Below are 21,850 nucleotides of genomic sequence, written 5' to 3' on the forward strand. Positions count from 1 at the left end.
GGGCGCCGTACGGCGGGCAGGCCGGGACCGGGTGGCCGGGGCCCGGGGGTCCCGGGGGTGCTGGGGGTACTGTCAGGGAATACGGAGCCGACCCGCCGTGCGACCCGGCATTTCATTTGGTGGAATATCAACATGACCGTCGCGGAAGAACTGCCGAGCGAAATCGACACCGGACTGCTGCGCGACGCGCTGAACGAGGTCCGGCGGGTCATCGTGGGGCAGGAGCACATGGTGGAGCGGCTCCTCGTGGCGCTCCTCGCCCGGGGGCACTGCCTGCTGGAGGGGGTGCCGGGCGTCGCCAAGACCCTCGCCGCCTCCACCCTGGCCACCGTGGTCGGCGGCGAGTTCGCCCGCATCCAGTTCACCCCCGACCTGGTCCCCAGCGACATCGTGGGCACCCGGGTCTACCACCCCTCCCGGGAGGCGTTCGACGTCGAGCTGGGCCCGGTGTTCGTCAACTTCCTGCTCGCCGACGAGATCAACCGGGCTCCGGCCAAGGTGCAGTCGGCGCTGCTGGAGGTCATGGCCGAACGCCAGGTGACCCTCGCCGGGCAGACCCACCCGCTGCCCAGGCCCTTCATCGTGCTCGCCACCCAGAACCCGATCGAGTCCGAGGGCGTCTACCAGCTCCCGGAGGTGCAGCGCGACCGGTTCCTGTTCAAGGTCCGCGTCGGCCACCCCAGTGCCCACGAGGAGCTGGAGATCCTGCACCGGATGAGCGTGGCCCCGCCGACCCCGAGGGCGGTGCTCGACCCCGCCCGGCTGGCGGCGTTGCAGGCCATGGCCGACCAGGTCTCGGTGCACCAGCTCGTCGCCGACTACGTGGTCAGGCTGGTGATGGCCACCCGCTCCCCCGCCGAGTACGGCCTGACCGAGCTGGAGGAGAACATCGAGATCGGGGTCAGCCCCCGCGCCACCCTCGGCCTGGTCGCCGCGGGGCGAGGTCTGGCCCTGCTCCGGGGCCGCGACTACCTGCTGCCCGACGACGTGCGCGACGTGGCGGTGGACGTGATGTCCCACCGGTTGATGCTCACCTTCGACGCCCTGGCCGACGGCGTCGACCCGGAGGACATCGTCCGGCAGATCCTCGCCGCCGTCCCGCCTCCGCTGGTCGTCTGGAACCAGGGCCCCCGATGACGCCGGGCATCCCCCCGGGCATCCCCCTGGGCACCGCCGAACAGGCGCTGCGCCGCCTGGAGCTGACCATCGTGCGCCGCCTCGACGGGTTGCTGCACGGCGCCTACCAGGGGTTCCTGCCCGGCCCCGGGACGGAGTTCGGCGACAGCCGGGTCTACGTGCCCGGTGAGGACGACATCCGGCGGATGGACTGGGCGGTGACGGCCCGCACCACCGTGCCGCACGTGCGTGACCTGATCGCCGACCGGGAGCTGGAGACCTGGGCGCTGGCCGACCTGTCGCCCAGCATGGACTTCGGCACCGCCCGGCTGGAGAAACGCGACCTGGTGGTGGCCGCGATCGGCGCGGTCGGCTTCCTCGCGGCCCGGATCGGCAACCGCTTCGGCGCCTACGTCCTGCATGACGAGTACGTCCACCGGATGCCCGCCAGGGGAGGCCGCCCGGCCCTGCACGGCCTGCTGCACTCGCTGATGGCGGCCCCCCGGAGCCGCGCGGTCGCCGACGCCCCCGGCCTGGCGGAGGGGATCGAGCTGCTGGCCTCGGCGCGGCGCAGGCACGGCCTGCGCGTGATCGTCTCCGACTTCCTCGACCCCGCGCCGACCCTCGACGCGGACGTGGAGCCACCCTGGGAGCGGCCGATCCGCCGCCTGGCCGCCCGCCACCAGGTGCTGGCCGTCGAGGTGATCGACCCACGCGAGCTGGAGCTGCCGCCGGTGGGACTGGTCAGCCTGACCGACCCGGAGACGGGGCGGGGCCGGGAGGTCCGGCTCACCCCGAAGCTCCGCGGCGCGTACGCGGAGGCCGCCGCCGCGCAACGGGCGGCGACCCGGCTGGCGCTGCGCCGCTGCGGGGTGGCCCACCTGGTGCTGCGCACCGACCGCGACTGGGTCTTCGACATCGCCCAGTTCGTGCTGCGGCAGCGGCGGACGGCGCACCTGGTGCATCGGCCTTCAAGGGCAGGAGCGACACGTTGACCTTCCTCTCTCCGGCCTGGCTGTGGCTGTTCACCGCACTGGTCCTGCTCGTGGCGGGCTACGTGGCCGCGCAGTTCGCCCGGCGCCGTCACGCGCTGCGCTTCACCAACCTGCCGCTGCTGACGCTGGTGGCCCCGCCGGGGCCCGACTGGCGCCGGCACGTCGCACCCGCCCTGTTCCTGCTGATGATGAGCCTGCTGATCGTCGGCGCGGCCCGTCCGGCCGACTCTGTGCGCGTCCCCCGCGACCGGGCGACGATCATCATCGCGCTGGACGTCTCACTGTCGATGGAGGCCGACGACGTCCCGCCCAACCGGCTCGCCGCGGCCAAGGAGGCGGCCCAGAAGTTCGTCGCGGACCTGCCGGAGCGGTTCAACGTCGGGCTGGTCGCCTTCGCCCGCTCCGCCTCGGTCGTGGTCTCCCCCACCACCGACCACCAGGCGGTGGCGACCTCGCTGGGCAACCTGAACACCCGGGCGGGCACCGCCATCGGCGAGGCGGTCTTCAGCTCCCTCGACTCGGTGCGCTCCTTCGACCAGCAGGCGGTCACCGACCCGCCCCCCGCGGCGATCGTGCTGCTGTCCGACGGTGACAACACCTCGGGCCGCTCGGTGTCCGAGGCGATCGAGGCGGCGACGGCCGGGCGGGTCCCGGTCTCCACGATCGCGTACGGCACCCAGGAGGGCACCGTCTCGATCGAGGGCCGCGAGGTGAACGTCCCGGTGAACAAGGAGACCCTGCAGACCCTGTCGGAGGGCACCGGCGGCCGGGCCTACGAGGCGGAGTCGGGCAGCCAGCTGCGTGAGGTGTACGAGCAGATCGGCAGCTCGCTGGGCTACCGGACGGTCGAGCAGGAGGTCACTCAGTGGTTCGTGGTGGCGGCGGTCCTGGTCGGGCTGGTGACGGCGGGGGCGGCGCTGCTGCTGGGGACGCGGCTGCCCTGAGCCGGTCATGACCGTTGGTAACGTTCTACGGTGTGGCACATTACTTCGAGGAGCGTCCGGAGGTCGCCGGCCGTCCCGGCTCGGTCACGCTCGTCCTGCCCGACCTGCATCTGAGGCTGGAGACCGACAGCGGGGTCTTCTCGCCCGAGCGCGTCGACCAGGGCACCCGGATCCTGCTGGAGAGCGTGCCCGCGCCGCCGTCCCGCGGTGACCTGCTGGATCTGGGGTGCGGCTACGGGCCGATCGCGCTGACCATGGCCTCCCGTGCCCCGGAGGCGAACGTCTGGGCGGTGGACGTCAACCGCCGCTCGGTGGAGCTGTGCGCCAGGAACGCCAGGGCCGCCAGCCTCGGCGGGGTCAGGGCACTGCATGTCGACGAGGTTCCGCCCGAGGTGCGCTTCTCGGCGATCTGGTCCAACCCCGCCATCCGCATCGGCAAGGCGGCGCTGCACGAGATGCTGACCCGCTGGCTGTCCCGGCTCACCCCGGACGGCGTGGCCCATCTGGTCGTGCAGAAGCACCTGGGCTCCGACTCCCTGCAGCGCTGGCTGAACGAGCGGGGCTGGCCCGCCGAGCGCGCGGCCTCCCGGTCGTCCTACCGGATCCTCCGGGTGGGTGCGCGGGCGGACGCCCCCGGCGACGGGTGACGCGGCGGCGCGGACAGGGGCAGGCGCCGCGCGGGGCACCCGCGCGGCGGAGCGCGCGACGGCCGGGGAACGGCCCCGCGCGACGGACGAGGAACGGCGAGGAACGGTGAACGACCGATGACGGCAAACCCGCGCAGGCAGCTGCGTCCGACCGACGTGAAGCGGCTCAACCGCACCTGGCGGAGGAACACCGAGGGACGGCTCGCCCTGATCGTGGAGTCGGTGACCGGCCCGTTCAACATCGGTTCCATCTTCCGCACGGCCGCCGCCTTCGGGGTGGACCGGATCTGGCTGGCGGGCAACGCCACTCCCCCGACCAATCCCAAGGCGCAGAAGACCGCGCTGGGCACCGACCGCCTGGTGGCCTGGGAGGAGCCGGTCCCCGCGCCGGAGGCCGTACGCGCCGCCAAGCGGGAGGGGTTCACGGTGGTCGCCGTGGAGCTGACCGGTGACGCGCTCCCCCTGCACGAGGCCGAGCTGGGCGGCGACGTGTGCCTGGTGGTGGGCAGCGAGGACCACGGCTGCTCCCCCGCGCTGCTGGAGGCCGCCGACGGCGTCTGCTACATCCCGCAGGTCGGCCGGGTGGGGTCGTTCAACGTCGCGACCGCGGCGGCGATCGCGGTGGCCGAGGTCCGGCGCCGGGAGTGGGCGGGCAAGGAGCTTCCCGCCGACGGGTGAGCCCCCGGCCCTCCGGCGGCGCGGGCCGTCGTTCTCCGGGAGGGCGGCGGGTCCCCGCCCCCTCCCGCGGCGGGCGGGTTCCGCGGCTGGCGGCGCGGGAGGGGGCGGATCGCGGGAGACCACCCGGCGGCGCGGGAGGGGGCGGAGCCCGGGGAAGACCGTCCGTCGGCGCCCGTGATCCAAACGTTCACCCCGCCGCGATGACGAGTCCGCCTCCGAGGAGGCATACTCCTGCACGTGCAGCGTCGTTACGCCTTTCTCGACCATCCCGCCCCGCTGGCCTTCGCACACCGGGGCGGAGCCGCCGAGGGCAGGGAGAACACCGTTCCCGCCTTCACGCGGGCCGTGGAGCTCGGCTACACCTACCTGGAGACCGACGCGCACGCCACGTCCGACGGCGTCCTGCTGGCCTTCCACGACCACACCCTCGACCGGGTGACCGACCGGCGGGGCCGCGTCTCCGAGCTGCCGTACCGCCTGGTGCGCCAGGCCCGCATCGGCGGGGTGGACGAGATCCCGCTGATGGAGGACCTGCTGGGCTCCTGGCCGCAGGCGCGCTTCAACATCGACGTCAAGGAGGCGTCGGCCATCGCGCCGCTCGCCGAGGTGATCAGGCGGACGGCCGCCTACGACCGGATCTGCCTCACCTCCTTCTCCGAGGAGCGGCTGGCCCGCGCCCGTGCCGCGCTGGGCCGCGACGTGTGCTCCTCGCTCGGGCCGCGCGGCGTGGCGACCCTGCGCGCCGCCGCCAGCACCTCCGGGTACGGCCGGCTGCTCGCCCGCCTGGCCGGCGCCGGTGTGCCGTGCGCGCAGGTGCCGGTGGGCTTCCGCGGCCTGCGGATCACCACCCCCGCCCTGATCCGCACCGCGCACGCCCTCGGCATGCAGATCCACGTATGGACCGTCAACGACACCCGGGTCATGGAGCGCCTGCTCGACCTCGGTGTGGACGGTGTGATGACCGACAACATCTCCGGCCTCCGCGCCGTGCTGGAGTCCCGCGGCCAGTGGCACCCCGGCAGCCTCGCCGCGTGAACGCGCGCCCGCCGCGTGCGAGCACCGTCCCCCACCACCCCCAGCGAACCGAGGACCGCCCATGACCTCCCGACAGGTCGCCGAGGAAACCGTCCGGGCCCGCCGCCGCGAGCAGCGCGGCTGGTACTTCTACGACTGGGCCAACTCCGCCTTCCCCACCACGGTCCTGACGGTCTTCCTGGGCCCGTACCTGACGACGATCGCGGAGAGCGCCGCCCGGGGCCGCCCGTACGTGGACGTGCTCGGGTTCGACGTGCGGCCCAGCGCCTACTACTCGTTCGTGGTGGGCTTCGCGGCCGTCCTGCAGATCGTCCTGATGCCCGTGGCGGGGGCCCTGGCCGACCACACCGGCCGCAAGAAGGAGCTGCTGGGCCTGTTCGCCTACCTCGGCGCCGGGGCGACCCTGTGCTTCTGGTTCGTCGCCGACGGGCGTTACCTGCTGGGCGGCGCCCTGTTCGTGGTGGCCAACACGGCCTTCGCCGCCGCGTTCGTGATCTACAACTCGTTCCTGCCCGAGATCTCCACGGCGGACGAGCGCGACCGGGTCTCCTCCATGGGGTGGGGCTTCGGCTACCTCGGCGGCGGTCTGCTGCTCGCCGTTCACCTGGCGCTCTTCCTGCGCCACGAGTCGTTCGGCATCACCGAGGCGGAGGCGGTGCGCCTCGCCCTGGCGTCGGCCGGCCTGTGGTGGGGCGGGTTCACGGTCATCCCGCTGCTGCGGCTGCGCAACCGCCGGGCGCTCCCCTCCGGGGCGGAGAACGCCGTCCAGGCCGTGACGGGCACCTTCCGCCAGCTCGGCCGCACGGTCAGGGAGCTGCGGCGGTACCCGCTGACGCTTGCCTTCCTGATCGCGTACCTCATCTACAACGACGGCGTGCAGACCGTCATCTCCTTCTCGGCCACCTACGCCGACAAGGAGCTGGGACTGGACCAGACCGTCCAGATCGGGGCGATCCTGATGGTGCAGTTCGTCGCCTTCTTCGGCGCCGTGCTGCTCGGCAGGGCCGCCGCCGCCTACGGGGCGAAGCGGATCGTGATGATCGCGCTGGTCGCCTGGATCGCGGTGGTGGCCGTGGCGTACTTCCTGCCCAGGGGCTCGGCGCCGGCGTTCTTCGCGCTGGGGTTCGCCATCGCGATCGTCATGGGCGGCACCCAGGCCCTGTCGCGGTCGCTGTTCTCCCACGTGATCCCGGCCGGTAAGGAGGCGGAGTACTACAGCCTCTACGAGATCAGCGACAAGGGTTCGACGTTCCTCGGCTCGTTCACCCTCGGCCTCGCGCTCCAGCTGACCGACAGCTACCGGCTGGGCATCGTCTCCCTGGTGATCTTCTTCGTGCTGGGCCTGGCGCTGCTCGCGCTGATCGACCTGCCCAAGGCCATCAGGGCCGCCGGGAACCGGGTGCCGGAGCGCCTCTGACGGACGCCTCCCGCGGAACGCCGCCCCGCGGACCCGGTCGAGAAGACGCGGTTGGATCACGCCGTCTGTGGGAATCCACACACGGTATCAAGCGTTGTACGCCGTGGGAGACGAACCCCTCACGACGGGGCCCTCAGGAGGCATTCAGACATGGGCGAGCGTGCGCTACGCGGTACCCGGCTCGGGGCGACCAGCTACGAGAACGACCGCAACACCGATCTGGCCCCGCGCCAGGAGGTGTCCTACACCTGCCCGAAGGGCCATCGATTCGACGTTCCGCTTGCCGCCGAAGCCGAGATCCCGGCGACCTGGGAGTGCCGGATGTGCGGTGCGACCGCCCTGCGGGTCGACGGAGAGGTGCCGGAGGCCAAGAAGGCCAAGCCCCCGCGGACACACTGGGACATGCTGCTGGAGCGCCGCACCATCGAGGACCTGGAGGAGGTGCTCAACGAGCGCCTGGCGATTCTCCGCGCCCAACGGCGCAAGAGCGCCTGACCGGGTCGGAGAAACTCGACGCGACGGAGACCTCCGGCATCCTCGGGATGCCGGAGGTCTCCGTGTTCGCGGGGCGGGGCGATACGGCCCGGCCGAAGTGGTTCATGGATTCCGCCCGGAACTGGCTCTTCCCCGCCGGTCCGCGTCCCTCCTAGGGTCGCTGCCATGACGACGCGTACCACCACCGGGAAGACTGCGGACACGGCGGACGGGCGGGGAGCGGCGGCGCTGCGGGCGTTGCACGTGCCGGGCCGTCCTCTCGTGCTGCCCAACGTGTGGGACGCGGCCTCGGCCCGCGCGGTCGAGGCGGCCGGTTTCCCGGTGGTCGCCACCGGCAGCGACGCGGTGGCCGCGGCGCTCGGCTACGACGACGGCGAGTGGACGCCGGCCGGGGAGATGCTGGCCGCGATCGCCAGGATCTCCCGCGCGGTCGCGCTCCCCGTCACCGCCGACGTCGAGCGCGGCTACGGGCTGGAGCCCGCCGAACTGGTCGCGCGGCTCGCCGAGGCGGGCGCGGCCGGCTGCAACCTGGAGGACTCCGACCCGCGGACGGGTGAGATGATCGACGTGGCCGAGCAGGCCGCGTTTCTGGGAGCGGTCCGCGCCGCCGCCGACGACGCGGGCCTCGACCTGGTGATCAACGCTCGCGTCGACACCTACATGAACGGCTCGGGAGACTCCGGGGAACGGCTCACCGAGTCGGTGCGGCGCGGGCGCCGTTACCTGGAGGCGGGGGCCGACTGCGTCTACCCGATCATGGCGACCGAACCGGAGACGATCAGCGCGCTGGCCGAGGGGATCGGCGGCCCCGTCAACGTCCTGTTCCGCCCCGGTATGCCCTCGCTGGAGGAGCTGGCGGAGCTCGGGGTGGCCCGCGTCAGTTTCGGCCCCGGTCTGCACCGGGCCGCGCTGGCGCACACGGGGCTGCTGCTCTCGGCGATCCGGGACGGCCGTGACCCCTTCGAGCCGGTCGCCGCTTCCTGAGGCGGCCCCGCTCCCGGAGAACGTATAACGAAGGGCTGTCACTCCGGAAGCGTCCCTCCGCGGAGGTCCGCCGGCTGCTGTTCACAGGGACAGTTTCCGCTGGGCGGACCCGCGCCACTCCACGAACAGGACGGTCGCGTCGTCCTGCAACCGGCCGTCGTGGTAGTCCAGCACGCTGTGGACCAGGCGGCGCAGGGTTTCGGGCACGGGCAGGCCGTCGGCGTGCCGCCGGATGACGAAGTCGACGAAACGCTCCAGTCCGAACTCCCGGCCCTCCCGGTTGCGGGCCTCGGTGACGCCGTCGGTGTACAGCAGCACCCGGTCTCCGGGTTCGAGCTGCTCCTGGCAGACGGTCACCGGCAGGCCGAGGTCGAGGCCCAGGGGATGGGCGGGCGGGCACCGCAGGGCGGCGACCCAGCGCCCGCCCCTGATCACCACCGGCGGATGGTGGCCGCGGTTGACCCAGCGGAACACACCGGTGTGGACGTTCAGCTCGGCCAGGACCGCCGTGACGAACCGGGTGCCCCGGCCGAACTCCTTGACGAGCACCTTCTCGGCTCCCTCGCTGACCGCGGCGAGGTCGAGCCCCTCACGCCTGAGGTTCCGCGAGGCGGCGACCGCGAGGTTCGCGGTCAGCCCGGCGGACACGTCGTGACCCATCGCGTCGAAGACGGCCAGCTGGACGACGTCACCGGCCAGCGCGTAGTCGAAGGCGTCACCGCCGACCGTGTACGCGGGTTCCAGCGCGGCGCTGATCACCACGTCGTCGTTGGCGAAGGTGAGCGGCGGCAGCAGGTTCCACTGCATCTCCGCGGCGACGTTCATGGATCGGGTCCGCACCAGGCGGGCGTAGGAGTCGCTGTGGACGCGCTTGCTCGCCACCAGCAGCGCCGTGATCGAGGCCAGGTGCCGCATGTTCTCCTGCGCGTCCTCGTCATCGGGCTGGACGGTGACGCGCAGCACCCCCAGCCGCTCGGTACCGTCCAGCAGCGGCACCCAGCACTGGTTCCCGCCCTCGCCCGAGCCGCGGTGCAGCACCCGCAACTCCTGGAAGGCGCGGCCGGCCAGGGTGCCGTCGATGCGCAGCTCGGCCGGTTCCGGGTCCGCCTCCCGCCCGGCGTCGGGGCCCCGGCCGGTCAGCAGGCGGAGCATCTTCTCCTGGATGTCGGACAGGTAGATCAGCACGTCGTCCAGGCCGGCGTGGGCGGCGTGCTCACGGACCATGGCCGGCAGCTGCTGGAGGCTGGTCAGGTGACTGGCGTCCAGCAGCCCCGAGAGCATGCGAGCGCGTCCTTCGAAGGAGTCCATCGTCCCGTTCCCACCCGCCTGCGACGCCCCGTACGCTCCACTCTCCGACGGGAGCCGCGGCCCGCCACCTGGCAGGCGCCTACGGGGAACCTGACATCTCCGTGGATCCCTACCCGGGCGGGGCGGTCCGGCACGCCGCCGGACGCGACCGGGTTTCCGGCCGCCTCCGGCGGCGTGCCGGGGTCACCACTCGTCGGGCGACAGGTCGATGCCGTTGACACGGTCGTAGATCACCACGTCGTCGGCCAGCCGGAACACGCGCACCCTGCGGGCCAGGCCGGCCGTCTCCAGGCTGCGGGCCGAGTGCACGGCGTACTGCGGGAAGTGGTAGCGGTCGCGGGTGGTGCCGTGCGGGTCGTCCCGCTCGCAGACGACCTCGTAGCGGTCGTCGGGCCATATGGGAGGCAACGCCGTGTTTCGTCCCTGACCGGCGAGCATGGTCATCGGCCCGCCTCCTCTCTTCGCGTGTTCACTTTAAATGATCAGAACAGGCTGCATGTCGCCATTTACGGCATTCTTAATCAGCCATTATGGGCATTAGGAGTGACAAAACCGTACACCAGGTGCTTCTTCTGGCCGGTCCGCCACCCGGCGAGGAGAGGGGCCCGCCCCGTCGCGAGGCCCGGCACGGACCGGGCGGACGGGCTCCCGAGGCCGGCGCGGGGGCCGGTAAACCCGTGGCAGCGGCGGCCCCGAGCCCGGCACACTGACCGGATGAACGAGACGGCGGATCGCACGGTGAGCGCCCTGGTGACCATGGGGACCGAATTTCTGGGGACGGTCGGCCCGTTCCCGGTGGACGTCCCGTGGTGGCCCGAGGCCGGACCCGTCGTGGCGCACCTGGAGGAGGTGCTGCGCGTGCCGGTGGCGGTGCTCCGCCTGGTGGACGTCCGGGGCGGCGGGCACGGCGGGCCCCGCGGGGGCCACACCACCTACCACGTCGAGGCCCTACGCCGCCCGGAGCCGCTCCCCGGTGCCCTCCGGCCCGCCGGGGACGGGAGCCTGGACGGGGACGGAGGGACTGCGGGGAGCGTGGTGGCCGCGCTGCGGGAGCCTGCGGCGCACCGGGCCGCGTGGGCCACGGCCGAAGGCGTCCGGGAGGCCCTGGCGTGGGCCGACGACGCACTGCGGGCGGCCGGGCGGCCCGCCACGGGGCCGGTGCGCCAGGTGAAGACCTGGAACCTCGCGGCTCTGTTCCGTGTCCCGACGGGTCCGGGCCCGGTCTGGATGAAGATCACCCCGGAGTTCGCCGTCGACGAGGCGCATGTGGCCGGGATTCTGGCCGCGGAGGACCCGGACCTGGTTCCCGCGGTCGTCGCGGCCGACCCGCGGAACCGGCGGGTCCTGCTGGAGCACGTGCCCGGCGACGACTGCTGGGACGCCCCGGACGAGGTCGTGCGCGAGGCGGTGAGCCGCCTCACGGCGGCCCAGGCCGCCGTCGCCCGGCGCTGGGCGGGCGGGAAGCCGGATGGGCTGCCCGACCGCACCCCGCCCGTCCTGGCCGCCCTGGCGCACGAACTGCTCGACGGCGAGACGGGCCGGGACCTCTCGGCCGAGGAGCTGTCCCTGGCCCGCGGGATGGCCGACCGGCTCCCGTCGCTCGTCGCCTCACTGGAGGAGTGCGGCCTGCCGTACACACTGACGCACGGCGACTTCCACCCCGGCAACTGGCGCTCCGACGGGCGCCGCACCGTCGTGCTGGACCTCGCCGACGCCCATTACGGCCATCCCGCCGTCGACGGGCTGCGACCGCGCGACTACCTCCCCGCCGACCGCTGGGAGCGGGCCGCCGCCGTCTGGTGCGAGAGCTGGAGCACCCGGGTTCCGGGGTGCGACCCGGCGCGCGCGCTGACCCTCGCCGAGCCGCTGCGGCACCTGGCCTCCGCGATCCGCTACCAGGAGTTCCTGGACAACATCGAGGCCGACGAGCGTCGCTACCACGAGGGCGATCCGGCCCACGCCGTCCGCGCCGCCCTGGCCGCGACCGCCGGCCCGCACTGAACCGGCCGGTACGGGGGCGGCCGCCGGGCCCGGCCGCCGTGACCCCATAACATCGCGATAGGGATTTTTTGAGAGATCCCTTCGCTGCCGTTCGGCCAATACCTTGACAGCACCCCTCACAAGGAGTGTGTATGTTACGTCGAGGTACCTTCCTGGCCGGCGCCACCACCGTGGCTCTCTACCTGGCCGCCATGGTGGCCCCCGCCGGCGCCGAGTCCGCTCCCGCCAATCCCCAGCCCTCACCCGCGATGCTGGAGGCCCTCCAGCGCGACCTCGGCCTCACCGCCGAGCAGGCCATCCAGCGACTGGCCAACGAGGCGCGCGCCGCCTCGGCCGAGTCGGCCCTGACCACGACGCTCGGCGAGAAGTTCGCGGGCGCCTGGCTCAACGGCGACGCCTCCCAGCTCTCCGTCGCCACCACCGACGCCGCCGCGGCGGACGCCATCAGGGCCAAGGGCGCCCAGCCCGTGGTCGTCGGCCGGACCCTCGGCGAGCTCAACGCCCTCAAGGACCGCCTCGACCAGGCTCCCGCGCAGGCCAAGGCCGGCGCGTCCGTCTGGTACGTGGACGTCACCACCAACAGCGTCACGGTCCTCACCAAGAACCAGGCCGCGGGCGAGGCCCTCGTCGCCGCGGCCGGCGTCGACAAGAACGCGGTGCGGGTGGCCGTCTCCGCCGAGGAGCCCCGCGCCTTCATCAACATCGTGGGCGGCAACGCCTTCTACATCGGCTCCAGCCGCTGCAGCATCGGCTTCTCGGTGCGCAAGGGCACCACGCCCGGGTTCGTCACCGCGGGGCACTGCGGCAGGGCCGGCGCCACCACCAGCAGCCCGTCCGGCACCTTCCAGGGCTCGTCGTTCCCCGGTAACGACTACGCCTGGGTCGCCACCCCCGGCCACACCCCGACTCCCTACGTGCGCGGCTCCGGCGGCGCCAACGTGACCGTCCGCGGCTCCACCCAGGCCACGGTCGGCGCCTCCATCTGCCGCTCCGGCTCCACCACCGGCTGGCGCTGCGGCACCATCCAGCAGCACAACGCCAGCGTCACCTACCCGCAGGGCACGGTGAGCGGCCTCACCCGCACCAGCGCGTGCGCTCAGCCGGGTGACTCCGGCGGGTCGTTCATCTCCGGCAGCCAGGCCCAGGGTGTGACCTCGGGCGGCTCCGGCAACTGCAGCGTCGGTGGAACGACCTATCACCAGCCGGTCAACGAGATCCTCTCGACGTACGGGCTCACGCTCGTCACCGGCTGATCCCACCTCCTCAGTCGAACCCCGCCCCCCTTCCGGGGCACCCCCCGACAGGCCGAGGAGGCCGACAGAGATGATGAAGACCATGCGCCTGGGTGTCGCCCTCGTCGCGGGACTGGCTTTCCTCGCGACGGCCGCTCCCGCCCAGGCGGCGCCCACCGGCGGGCAGGCCGAGCAGACGGCGGCCGTGCGAGTGATCAGATACAACGCGAGCGGGGCGGCGGAGTTCCGGTCGGTCGTCGACCAGGCGGCCCAGCTGTGGAACTCCAGCGTCACCAACGTCCGTCTGGTGGCCGGCAGCCCCGCCGACATGGTGGTCCGCGCCGACAACGGCTGGCCTCGTGCCCAGCCGACCGGCCTGGGCCGCGGCACCATATGGATGGGACGGCAGGCCACCTCGCAGGGGTACAACCCCCTGCGGATCGCCACCCACGAGATCGGTCACATCCTGGGCCTGCCCGACCGGCGCACCGGCCGGTGCACGGACCTGATGTCCGGTTCGAGCGCGCCGGTGAGCTGCACCAACGCCTACCCGAGCGCGGCGGAGAAGGCCGAGGTCGAAAGGAACTTCGCCGGGTTCGCCCCGGCGATCGACTTCGGTGAGACCTACGTCGACGTCCCGGCTCTGGCGGCGTCCTAGAAAACCGCGGAAGCCCCGCAGGCCCGGCCGATCCTCTCGGCCGGGCCTGCGGCCGTTCCCGGGTCGGCGCCGCTCCCCGCCCCGCCGCGTCCCTCCTCCACACCCGGGAGCGTTCCCCGCCCCAGGCGTCGGCCCGGGGCCAGGGGGAAGGATCGGATCGTGACTCACTCCCGTATCAGCGTCTCAGCGGACGCCCACGCCCGCCCCGAGCAGGTGTTCTCCGTCCTGACCGACTGGCCCCGGCACGACGAGTGGATGATCCTGACCCGGGCGCGGGTCACCGCCGGGGACGGCCGCGGCGTCGGCAGCCGCCTGGCGGCGTTCACCGGAGTGGGCCCGGTCGGGTTCCTGGACACCATGGAGATCACCGAATGGGATCCGCCCCGGAGGGTGGGGGTGCGGCACACCGGGCGGCTGGTACGCGGCACCGGGACCTTCCGCGTGCTGCCCCGCGAGGGCGGCGGCAGCACGATCGTCTGGGAGGAGGACCTGCGGATACCGCTCGGGCCGGTGGGGCTGCTCGGATGGCGGCTGCTCGCACCGCTCGCCGCGGCGCTGCTCCGGCTCTCGCTGCGCCGCCTGGGCGATCTCAGCGGCCACTGACTCAGGCGGCCACCGAGCCGGGCCTCAGCGTCCGCCGAGACTCCGCGCGGAGCCGCCCCGGTCATCGGGGGCGTCCGGGGTGGCCGGGTCGTCGCGGATGACCTCGCCGTGGATGACCGGCCCGGATCCCGGAGTCCCGCCCCCGCCTGCCGCGCCGAAGGGCGAGCCGGCCGCGTCGAAGGGCGAGCCGGCCGCGTCGAAGGGGGACCCGGCCGGGCCGAACGGGGACCCGAGAGGGCCGAACGGTGAGCCGACGCCGGGGCCCGCGGCGGTGCGGGCGAGGGTGCGCATCCGCTGGGCGAAGAACCAGGCGCCGAGCCTGCGGGCCACCGGGCGGGTGAACGGCAGGATGCACAGGAAGCCGAGGAGATCGGTGAGGAACCCGGGGGTGAGCAGCAGCGTGCCGCCCGCGACGATGAGGGCGGCGTCGGCGAGCTCGCGCTCGGGCATCCGCCCGCCGCTCAGCGCGGCCTGCAGGTTGCGCCACGCCCTGCGGCCCTCGCGGCGCACGATCCAGGCACCCAGGAGACTGTCGGCGAGCAGCAGGGCGACCGTGGGCCAGCCGCCGATGACCTCGCCGACCTGGATGAGCACCCATATCTCCAGGATCGGCACCACGAGGAAGGTCAGGAACAGCACAAAGCGCATATCGTCCTCAACTCACGCGAAAGCCGTATGACAGGGACAACGCGCCGGGGCGGCGACGCGTTCCGTGTTCGCTCAGCGTGGACGGCGTGCCCGCCCGCCGCCCGCGCGGGTCAGCGGCGACGGTTCATCCGGCGGTGCAGGCGGCGCCGGCGCAGGCGCGCGGGCAGGCCGGTGACCCCCCACGCGGTGATCCGCCAGAACGCCTCGACCATGACGCCGCGGCTCATCTTGCTGACCCCTGCGGCGCGTTCCACGAACGTGATGGGCACCTCCCTGACGCGCAGCCCGCTGCGGACCGTGCGCAGGGTCAGGTCGACCTGGAAGCAGTAACCCTGCGACTGGACGTTGTCCAGACCGACCTTCTCCAGGGTGGCGGCGCGGTAGGCGCGGAAGCCCGCCGTGGCGTCACGGACCGGCAGGCCGAGCATGAACCGGGTGAAGACGTTGGCGCCGCGCGACAGGAACTCCCGTGACGCGGGCCAGTTGACGACCTCGCCACCGGGGACGTAGCGGGAGCCGATCGCCAGGTCGGCGCCGCGGGCCAGGGCGTCCAGCAGCCTGGGCAGCGTCTCGGGCGGGTGGGAGCCGTCGGCGTCCATCTCGACGAGGACCCCGTACCCCTCCGCGAGGCCCCAGCGGAAGCCCGCTATGTAGGCGGCGCCCAGGCCCTGCTTGCCCCCCGGCCGGTGCAGCACGTGGACGTGGTCGTCGCCGGCCGCCAACTCGTCAGCGATCTTGCCGGTGCCGTCGGGGCTGTCGTCGTCGGCGATGAGAAGGTGGGCCTCAGGAACCGCCTCGCGCAGCCGCCTGGTGATCACGGGGAGGTTCTCGCGCTCGTTGTACGTCGGGACGATGACAAGCACCCGACCAAGCATCTGCTCCATCACGCGTCTCCCACCTGCTGATCACCCTCCCGTTCCGCGGTGCGCGCCATACCGGCCGTCCGGCGCCGCAGGGCGGCGGCCACCGCGCCCGCCCCCACAAGTATCAGGGCCCACTCGGGCAGGGCGCCCACCCGCGTGGCGACGGTCTGCTGTGTCCTGACCGGAACGGTCAGGACGTTCATGGCGGGCACGAGCTCGCCGGTCCGCCAGGCTATCGAGCCTTCCGGAGTTACATATGCCGATATACCCGTGATCGCGGAGGTAACCACCGCGCGGTTGTGCTCGACCGCCCGCAACTGCGACATGGCGAGCTGCTGCGGCGGCAGGTTCGTCCGCGCGTAGGTGGCGTTGTTGGTCTGCACCACCAGCGGGCTGGCCCCGGTCGCGGCGGTGGCGCCCACGATGCCGTCGAAGGCGACCTCGTAGCAGTTGATCGCGCCGACGGTCACCGGGCCCAGCCTCAGGTCGCCGTCGCGGGTGCCCGGCACCGACTGCTTGCCCACCAGGCCCGCCCGGTCGAACAGGGCCAGGACGACGTCCTTCATCGGGGTGTACTCCCCGAAGGGGACGAGCTGCTGCTTGTCGTAGTACGCGCCGGGGCCGGTGACCGGGTCCCAGACCAGGCTGCGGGTCGCGCGGTTGTTCTCCCCCACGCCGACCACGGCGCCGACCAGGACGGGCACCCCGATGTCCTTGACCGCCGCGTCGATCTCGGAGCGGGCGAAGGCGTCGCGCATCGGGTCGATGTCGGTGGAGTTCTCCGGCAGCACGACGATGTCGGGACGGGGCGTCGTGCCCGCCCGCACGGCCCGCGCCATCTCGTGGAGCATCCGGGTGTGGTTGCGCAGGACGACCGCGGGCTCGTCGCCCAGCGGGTGCATGCCCCGCCCGGGAACGTTGCCCTGGATGACCCCCACGGTCACGTTCCTGCCCTCGTCGCCGTACCGGGGGACCGCGACGGCGGCGGCCGGCACGGCCAGCGCCCCGGCCAGCGGCAGCAGGGCGGCCCTCCCCCAGCGCACGGAGCGCACGGGCACGGCCGCGTGCGGCCCGGGGCCCGGCCCGGGACCCGGCACCGTCCGGGACGCCACCAGCGCGAGCAGGCCGCCGCACAGGGCCACCGCGAAGCTCACCAGCGGCGCCCCGCCCAGTGCCGCGTACGAGGTGAAGGCCGACTCGCCCTGGCTGAAGGCCAGCCGGACCCACGGGAACCCGCCGAAGGGGAACTGGCCGCGTGCCCACTCCGCCGCGACCCAGAGCGCGGCGCCCCACAACGGCCACAGACGCAGCCGGGCCGCCAGGGCCACTCCCGCTCCCCAGGCGGCGTAGAAGGCACTCTCGATGACGACCAGGCCCAGCCAGGCGTCGGTGCCGATCGGGCTCACCCAGTGCAGGCCGGGCAGGAGCAGGCCGAGCCCGGTCAGCAGGCCCAGCCACGCCGCCCTGCGCGGTCGCGTGCCGGCCACCGCGAGCAGGGCGAGCGCCACGCCGGGCGGGGCGAGGAACCACAGTCCGACCGGCGGGAAGGCGAGATACATGAGTACGCCGCCCGCGACCGCGCCGCCGGCCCGGACCCATGGCGCCGGGCCCGTGGCACCGGCGGGCACGCCCGTCGCGGACGCCTCCGGCGCCGGAACGGCCGTCTTGTCCTGCAGCACGGGCGGGGCTCCTTGTGATCTCGGGCGGGTGAGAGCCGGTCTTCTAGCCCGAACGGTACCGCTCGCCAGGCACGCCGCCCAAAGCCGCCCGGCCCGCCGCCCGGGGAAACGACGCGAAAACCCGGGGGAACCATGGCGAAGGCCGGAGCGGACCCGCCTCGGACGGCAACGGGGCGGCCGGAGGTTCTCGCGGAGACCTCCGGCCGCCCCGACGCTTGCGGCGCTCGCACGGGAGCGGGAAGAGGGCCCGGACGACCCTTCGGACCGGTTCCGTCCCGTCGGCGGCGAGCGCGGATTGCCGTTGTCTACTGGGTGCCCGGACCCCTCCTGGGTCCAACCCCCCGCCCGGAAGGAGTGCCCCGCCCCGACGGATCGCCGGCCCTGCGCCTGGCTGTACGGACGGGGTGACCCCCGTCACGGCGCAGGAACCGGAGCTGTCGGAAGGCGGCCTACCGGCCAGTCCCGTGCTGGACTGGGCAGCAAACTACCGAGCCCAGCGCAGATGTCAACCGTGTCACCAGCAGCGGAGACACCAAGTTTCCGCAGCTGGGACATGATCGACGAGAGCCGTCAATGGTCTCATGTGATCGGATGTCTCTCAAGTCGAGAGAGAGCGTCGGGCAGTGGGCCGTCGTGCACGACGCCAAGACGCTGGGTCGCGCGGGTCAGCGCCACGTAAAGATCGCTGGCTCCGCGTGGCGACTCGCCCATGATCAGCTCTGGTTCGGCCACGACGACCGCGTCGAACTCCAGCCCCTTGGCCTCCGCGACGGTCAGCACCGCCGCCGGCGCCTCCAGGGCGGCGGCGCCCGGGCCGACGACCGCGCCGTCGACCGCGCGGACCACGATCTCGCCGAGTTCCTCCCGTCGTGACTCCGGGACTATCACCACGAGCCGGCCGTCCTCGACGATCTCGCGCTTGACGACGTCGCCGAGCGAGGAGACGGGCGAGACCGCCCAGGGGCGGACGCCCGTCTCCCGGACCGAGGCGGGGGCCTTCATCCCGGGGTCGACCAGGGCGAGCACGTCGGCGGCCACGGCCATCAGCTCGGCGGGGGTGCGGTAGTTGACGCTCAGGTGCTCCTCCCGCCAGCGGCCGGCCGCGTACGGGTCGAGCACCCGCCCCCAGGAACGGGCCCCGGCCGCCGAGCCGGTCTGGGCGAGGTCGCCGACGATCGTCATCGACCGGGTGGGGCAGCGGCGCATCACCATCCGCCAGGCCATCGGCGACAGTTCCTGGGCCTCGTCGACGATGATGTGGCCGAAGGCCCAGGTGCGGTCGGCGGCGGCCCGCTCGGCGGTGGTGAGGTAGACGTCGTCGGTGAGGTGGCGGGCGGCGAACTTCTCGGCGTCCATGACCTCCGACAGGCCGGTCAGCTCCAGCACCTCCTTGGCGTACTGGAGCTGGTGGTGCCGTTCGTCGAGCGCGGCGGCCCGCGCGGCCGCCTGCTCCTCCTCCATCAGCCAGGCCCCGGCCCGCAGCACCGCCGGGTCGATGTCGCCGAGCAGTTCGGCGGCCTCGTCCAGCAGCGGCACATCCGACTCGGCCCACCAGTTCTCCCCCTGCCGGGGCGGCTCGCGCAGCATCAGCTCGCGTTCGGCCTCGGTGAAGGCCGCGGCGGCGTGAGCGAGGCGCTCGGGGGAGGTGAACAGCCCGATCAGCAGCCGCTGCGGCGTGAGGTAGGGCCACAGCCGGTTCAGCGCGGCCTTGACCGGCCGCTCGGTACGCAGTTCCTCGCGGAGGTCGGCCAGCTCCTCGTCACTGATCATGCCCCGGCCGAGGCGCCGGGCCGCCTGACGGGCGAGCGCGTTGAGCAGGTGCCGGACGAAGACCGCGCGGGCCTCGTTGTGCGTCCTGCGGGAGCGGGACGCGCGGCTGCGCGCGGCCTCCAGGACACTCGCCTCCAGCTTGAGCGTGTAGCGGTCGAGGCGGATCTCCAGCGGTTCGCGCGGCACCCTCTGGTGCTCCTGCACCGCCCGCGCCACCACCTGGGCCATCCGGGCGTCTCCCTTGACCGCGGCGACCTCGGGACGCTCCCGGCGCCGGGGGACGACCCCCGGGTACAGCTCCCCGACCGTCGACAGCAGGACGTCGGTCTCCCCCAGGGAGGGCAGCACCTGCTCGATGTAGCGCAGGAAGGTCAGGTTGGGCCCCAGGATGAGCACCCCCCTGCGGGCCAGCTTCTCGCGGTGGGTGTAGAGGAGGTAGGCCGCCCGGTGCAGCGCCACCACGGTCTTGCCGGTGCCGGGGCCGCCCTGCACGACCAGGATGCCGGTCAGGTCGGAGCGGATGATGCGGTCCTGCTCGGCCTGGATGGTGGCGACGATGTCGCGCATGCGTCCGGTCCGCCGGGCGGCGAGCGAGGCCAGCAGCGCGGCCTCGCCGTTGAGGGTGGCCACGTCCTCCTCGGAGAGGCCGTCGAGGTCGAGCAGGTCGTCGTCGATGCCGATGACCGTGCGGCCCTTGGTCTGCAGATGACGGCGGCGGGTGACGCCCATCGGCGCGGCCGGGGTGGCGCCGTAGAACGGCTGGGCCACCGGGGCCCGCCAGTCGATCAGCAACCGCCGCTGGTCGTCATCGGCCAGGCCGATGCGGCCGATGTAGAGAGAGGTGTCGTCGGCGTTGTCAAGCCGGCCGAAGCACAGGCCGTTCTCCACCGACCACAGGCGGCCCAGGCGCTCGGCGTACATCCCGGCGAAGGTGTCGCGCTCGGAGCGGTTCTGGTGCGTGCCGCCGCTACCGCCCTGCGCGAGCACCCCGTCCAGCTGGCGCTGGGTGCGTTCGCGCAGCACGTCGAGCCGGGCGTAGAGACCGGAGACGTACTCCTGTTCCCTGGCCAGCTCGATTTGACGGGTAGCCGTCGCTCCATTATCGTTGATAGTAATGGGACACTCCGGACCATTGTGCTAGTTGTGACAATAAGCCATCATCCTAGCAGGTCCGTCGAGACGATTCTCGCGCCTCCGGCCATCACAGCTTGATTGCGGCACCGCACTCCTCCCTTGACGTACATCCAGCCGGTTCCCTACATTCATCGTGAGTTAGGAAAGTTTCCTAACTCGCTGGAATCGCCGGATGTCAGAAGTATGCGGAGGACCTGTTGAACCAGCCCGTACCAGGCACGCCGAGCCTGCTGCGCGCGATCAACGATCGCGCCGCGCTGCAGGCGCTGCTGGAGCGCGGCCCGCTGACCCGGCCGGAGATAGGCACCCTGACCGGCCTGTCCAAGCCCACGGCCTCCCAGCTGCTCGCCCGCCTGCAGGAAGCGGGGCTGGTCGTGCTGGACGGCATCCGCGAGGGCCTGCCCGGCCGCACCGCGGAGGTCTACCGGCTCAACCCGGCCGCCGCGTACGTGGCCGCGCTGGACGTCACCCCCACCCACATCGACGCCAGGGTCGCCGACATCACCGGCGCGGTGGTCGGCGAACACCGGCTGCCCACCCCAGGCCGCTCCAGCGGCGACGTGGTGGGCAGGGTGCGCGCGGCCCTGGACGGCGCGGGGGCACCTCCAGGGCTGCGGCACGCGGTCATCGGCGTGCAGGCCGCGCTCGACCCCCGCACCGGCAGGCTGGGCTACGCCACCGCCAAGGACATGCCCGGCTGGCACATCCCGGACCTGGTCCGCACGCTCGCCGACGGCCTGGGCGTGCGGATCGCGATCGAGAACAACGTCAACCTCGTCGCCCAGGCGGAACAGGCGCACGGCGTCGGCCGCGGTCACCGGGACTTCGTGCTGCTCTGGGCCGACGAGGGTCTCGGCTCGGCGCTGGTGCTGGGCGGCCGGCTGCACCGGGGTGCCACCGGAGGCGCCGGCGAGGTCGGTTACATGCCCACCCCGGGGGCGCCGACGGCCAGGGAGGCCGGGCGCTACGGGCACCACGGCTACCAGGCGCTCACCGGCGGCACGGCGGTCGTGAAGATCCTCAGGTCGTACGGGGTGCGCGCCACCACTCCCGTCCAGGCGGTGTGCAACGCGGTGGAGACCGCGGCCGGCACCGGACGGCGCGCCGACGACGCGCGGGCCGGACTGCGCGACGTGGCCGGCCGGCTGGCCGTCGGGCTGGCCGCGATCACCTCCGTCGTCGATCCCGGGATCATCGTGCTGACCGGGGGGACGCTCCTGGCCGGCGGCGACACCCTGCGCGAGCTCGTCGAGCACGAGCTGCACGCGCTGACCATCCCCCGTCCGCCGGTGCTGCTGTCGACCGTCGAGGGCAACCCCGTCCTCGCCGGGGCGCTCGACCTGGCCCTCGCGACCACCCGTGAGGAGGTCTTCGGCTCCACGGTTCTCTCCTGAACCCTCGCCGGCTCCGGCCCGCCCCGGTGCCGGTCCCGCCTCCCCGATCCTCGCCGGCGTTCCGGCCCCGCCGACCGCCCGGCGACCGGGCCGCCCCCTCCCGTCACCGATCGCCTGCGGCCCGGGCGAGCCTCCGGCGTCCCCTGACGTCTCCGCGACGTCCATGCGGCGTACCCCGTCGCCCTCCGCCCCGGCGTCCGCGCCGGCGGCGTCATTCCCCCGTCCCCTCCTGTCCCCCCACTTCCGAGG

Annotated in this window: 20 protein-coding genes; 14 read left to right on the plus strand and 6 right to left on the minus strand. The window is 73.2% G+C overall.

The window, feature by feature from the left end; translation table 11 throughout:
* The first annotated feature begins 132 nt into the window (after positions 1-132).
* The 9 genes from F4562_RS04065 to F4562_RS04105 all read left to right on the plus strand — a co-directional run bounded on the left by F4562_RS04065 (position 133) and on the right by F4562_RS04105 (position 8,311).
* Positions 133-1,137, plus strand: a complete 1,005-nt coding sequence (locus F4562_RS04065) for an AAA family ATPase (protein WP_184545353.1) — start codon at positions 133-135, stop codon at positions 1,135-1,137.
* Positions 1,134-2,111, plus strand: a complete 978-nt coding sequence (locus F4562_RS04070; RefSeq protein ID WP_184545354.1) for a DUF58 domain-containing protein — start codon at positions 1,134-1,136, stop codon at positions 2,109-2,111. Before F4562_RS04065 ends, F4562_RS04070 begins: the two co-directional genes overlap by 4 nt.
* Positions 2,108-3,055 carry a VWA domain-containing protein gene (locus F4562_RS04075; RefSeq protein WP_184545356.1) on the plus strand — a complete coding sequence of 316 codons (948 nt, stop codon included), beginning with the start codon at positions 2,108-2,110 and terminating at the stop codon, positions 3,053-3,055. Before F4562_RS04070 ends, F4562_RS04075 begins: the two co-directional genes overlap by 4 nt.
* 32 nt (positions 3,056-3,087) lie before the next feature.
* Entirely contained in the window at positions 3,088-3,702 is a 615-nt protein-coding gene (locus F4562_RS04080; RefSeq protein WP_184545358.1) for a class I SAM-dependent methyltransferase, read from the plus strand.
* A gap of 117 nt (positions 3,703-3,819) precedes the next feature.
* Positions 3,820-4,380, plus strand: coding sequence for a TrmH family RNA methyltransferase (locus tag F4562_RS04085; RefSeq protein WP_184545360.1), 561 nt, complete (start codon positions 3,820-3,822; stop codon positions 4,378-4,380).
* Positions 4,381-4,617: 237 nt separating this feature from the next.
* Positions 4,618-5,415, plus strand: a complete 798-nt coding sequence (locus F4562_RS04090) for a glycerophosphodiester phosphodiesterase family protein (protein WP_184545362.1) — start codon at positions 4,618-4,620, stop codon at positions 5,413-5,415.
* 61 nt (positions 5,416-5,476) lie between these two features.
* A complete protein-coding gene (locus F4562_RS04095) occupies positions 5,477-6,832 on the plus strand; it encodes an MFS transporter (protein WP_184545364.1) in 1,356 nt (451 codons plus the stop codon).
* Positions 6,833-6,982: 150 nt separating this feature from the next.
* Positions 6,983-7,327 (plus strand): RNA polymerase-binding protein RbpA, encoded by a 345-nt coding sequence (locus F4562_RS04100; protein ID WP_030904469.1) that lies wholly within the window; start codon positions 6,983-6,985, stop codon positions 7,325-7,327.
* Positions 7,328-7,492: 165 nt separating this feature from the next.
* Positions 7,493-8,311: an isocitrate lyase/PEP mutase family protein gene (locus F4562_RS04105; protein WP_184545366.1), complete on the plus strand. Its 819-nt coding sequence runs from the start codon at positions 7,493-7,495 to the stop codon at positions 8,309-8,311.
* An 81-nt stretch (positions 8,312-8,392) separates the two neighbouring features.
* Here the strand turns inward: F4562_RS04105 and F4562_RS04110 are convergent, their stop codons facing one another.
* Complete coding sequence (locus tag F4562_RS04110) at positions 8,393-9,619, minus strand: PP2C family protein-serine/threonine phosphatase (RefSeq protein WP_221207582.1); 1,227 nt, start codon at positions 9,617-9,619, stop codon at positions 8,393-8,395.
* A gap of 183 nt (positions 9,620-9,802) precedes the next feature.
* Positions 9,803-10,063: a hypothetical protein gene (locus tag F4562_RS04115; RefSeq protein WP_184545368.1), complete on the minus strand. Its 261-nt coding sequence runs from the start codon at positions 10,061-10,063 to the stop codon at positions 9,803-9,805.
* A 270-nt stretch (positions 10,064-10,333) separates the two neighbouring features.
* Here F4562_RS04115 and F4562_RS04120 point away from each other — a divergent pair, with 270 nt between their 5' ends.
* The 4 genes from F4562_RS04120 to F4562_RS04135 all read left to right on the plus strand — a co-directional run bounded on the left by F4562_RS04120 (position 10,334) and on the right by F4562_RS04135 (position 14,113).
* Complete coding sequence (locus F4562_RS04120) at positions 10,334-11,620, plus strand: aminoglycoside phosphotransferase family protein (RefSeq protein WP_184545370.1); 1,287 nt, start codon at positions 10,334-10,336, stop codon at positions 11,618-11,620.
* A gap of 131 nt (positions 11,621-11,751) precedes the next feature.
* Positions 11,752-12,873 (plus strand): S1 family peptidase, encoded by a 1,122-nt coding sequence (locus F4562_RS04125; RefSeq protein ID WP_184545372.1) that lies wholly within the window; start codon positions 11,752-11,754, stop codon positions 12,871-12,873.
* A gap of 70 nt (positions 12,874-12,943) precedes the next feature.
* Positions 12,944-13,510: a snapalysin family zinc-dependent metalloprotease gene (locus tag F4562_RS04130; RefSeq protein WP_184545374.1), complete on the plus strand. Its 567-nt coding sequence runs from the start codon at positions 12,944-12,946 to the stop codon at positions 13,508-13,510.
* 159 nt (positions 13,511-13,669) lie between these two features.
* The gene (locus F4562_RS04135) at positions 13,670-14,113 is read left to right on the plus strand and encodes an SRPBCC family protein (protein ID WP_311734182.1); all 444 of its coding nucleotides are present in this window, start codon (positions 13,670-13,672) and stop codon (positions 14,111-14,113) included.
* 24 nt (positions 14,114-14,137) lie between these two features.
* Here the strand turns inward: F4562_RS04135 and F4562_RS04140 are convergent, their stop codons facing one another.
* From F4562_RS04140 to F4562_RS04155, 4 genes are all read right to left on the minus strand, one after another.
* Complete coding sequence (locus F4562_RS04140) at positions 14,138-14,761, minus strand: FxsA family protein (protein WP_184545376.1); 624 nt, start codon at positions 14,759-14,761, stop codon at positions 14,138-14,140.
* A 110-nt stretch (positions 14,762-14,871) separates the two neighbouring features.
* Positions 14,872-15,624, minus strand: coding sequence for a polyprenol monophosphomannose synthase (locus F4562_RS04145; RefSeq protein ID WP_446459031.1), 753 nt, complete (start codon positions 15,622-15,624; stop codon positions 14,872-14,874).
* 20 nt (positions 15,625-15,644) lie between these two features.
* Positions 15,645-17,303, minus strand: a complete 1,659-nt coding sequence (gene lnt / locus F4562_RS04150; RefSeq protein WP_184545380.1) for an apolipoprotein N-acyltransferase — start codon at positions 17,301-17,303, stop codon at positions 15,645-15,647.
* A 579-nt stretch (positions 17,304-17,882) separates the two neighbouring features.
* Positions 17,883-20,183 carry an ATP-binding domain-containing protein gene (locus F4562_RS04155; RefSeq protein WP_184545606.1) on the minus strand — a complete coding sequence of 767 codons (2,301 nt, stop codon included), beginning with the start codon at positions 20,181-20,183 and terminating at the stop codon, positions 17,883-17,885.
* A 221-nt stretch (positions 20,184-20,404) separates the two neighbouring features.
* Between F4562_RS04155 and F4562_RS04160 the strand changes: the two genes are divergently transcribed.
* Positions 20,405-21,601, plus strand: coding sequence for an ROK family transcriptional regulator (locus F4562_RS04160; protein ID WP_184545382.1), 1,197 nt, complete (start codon positions 20,405-20,407; stop codon positions 21,599-21,601).
* The last annotated feature ends 249 nt before the right edge of the window (positions 21,602-21,850 follow it).

This window comes from Streptosporangium becharense (genome assembly GCF_014204985.1).
GTDB lineage: Bacteria > Actinomycetota > Actinomycetes > Streptosporangiales > Streptosporangiaceae > Streptosporangium > Streptosporangium becharense.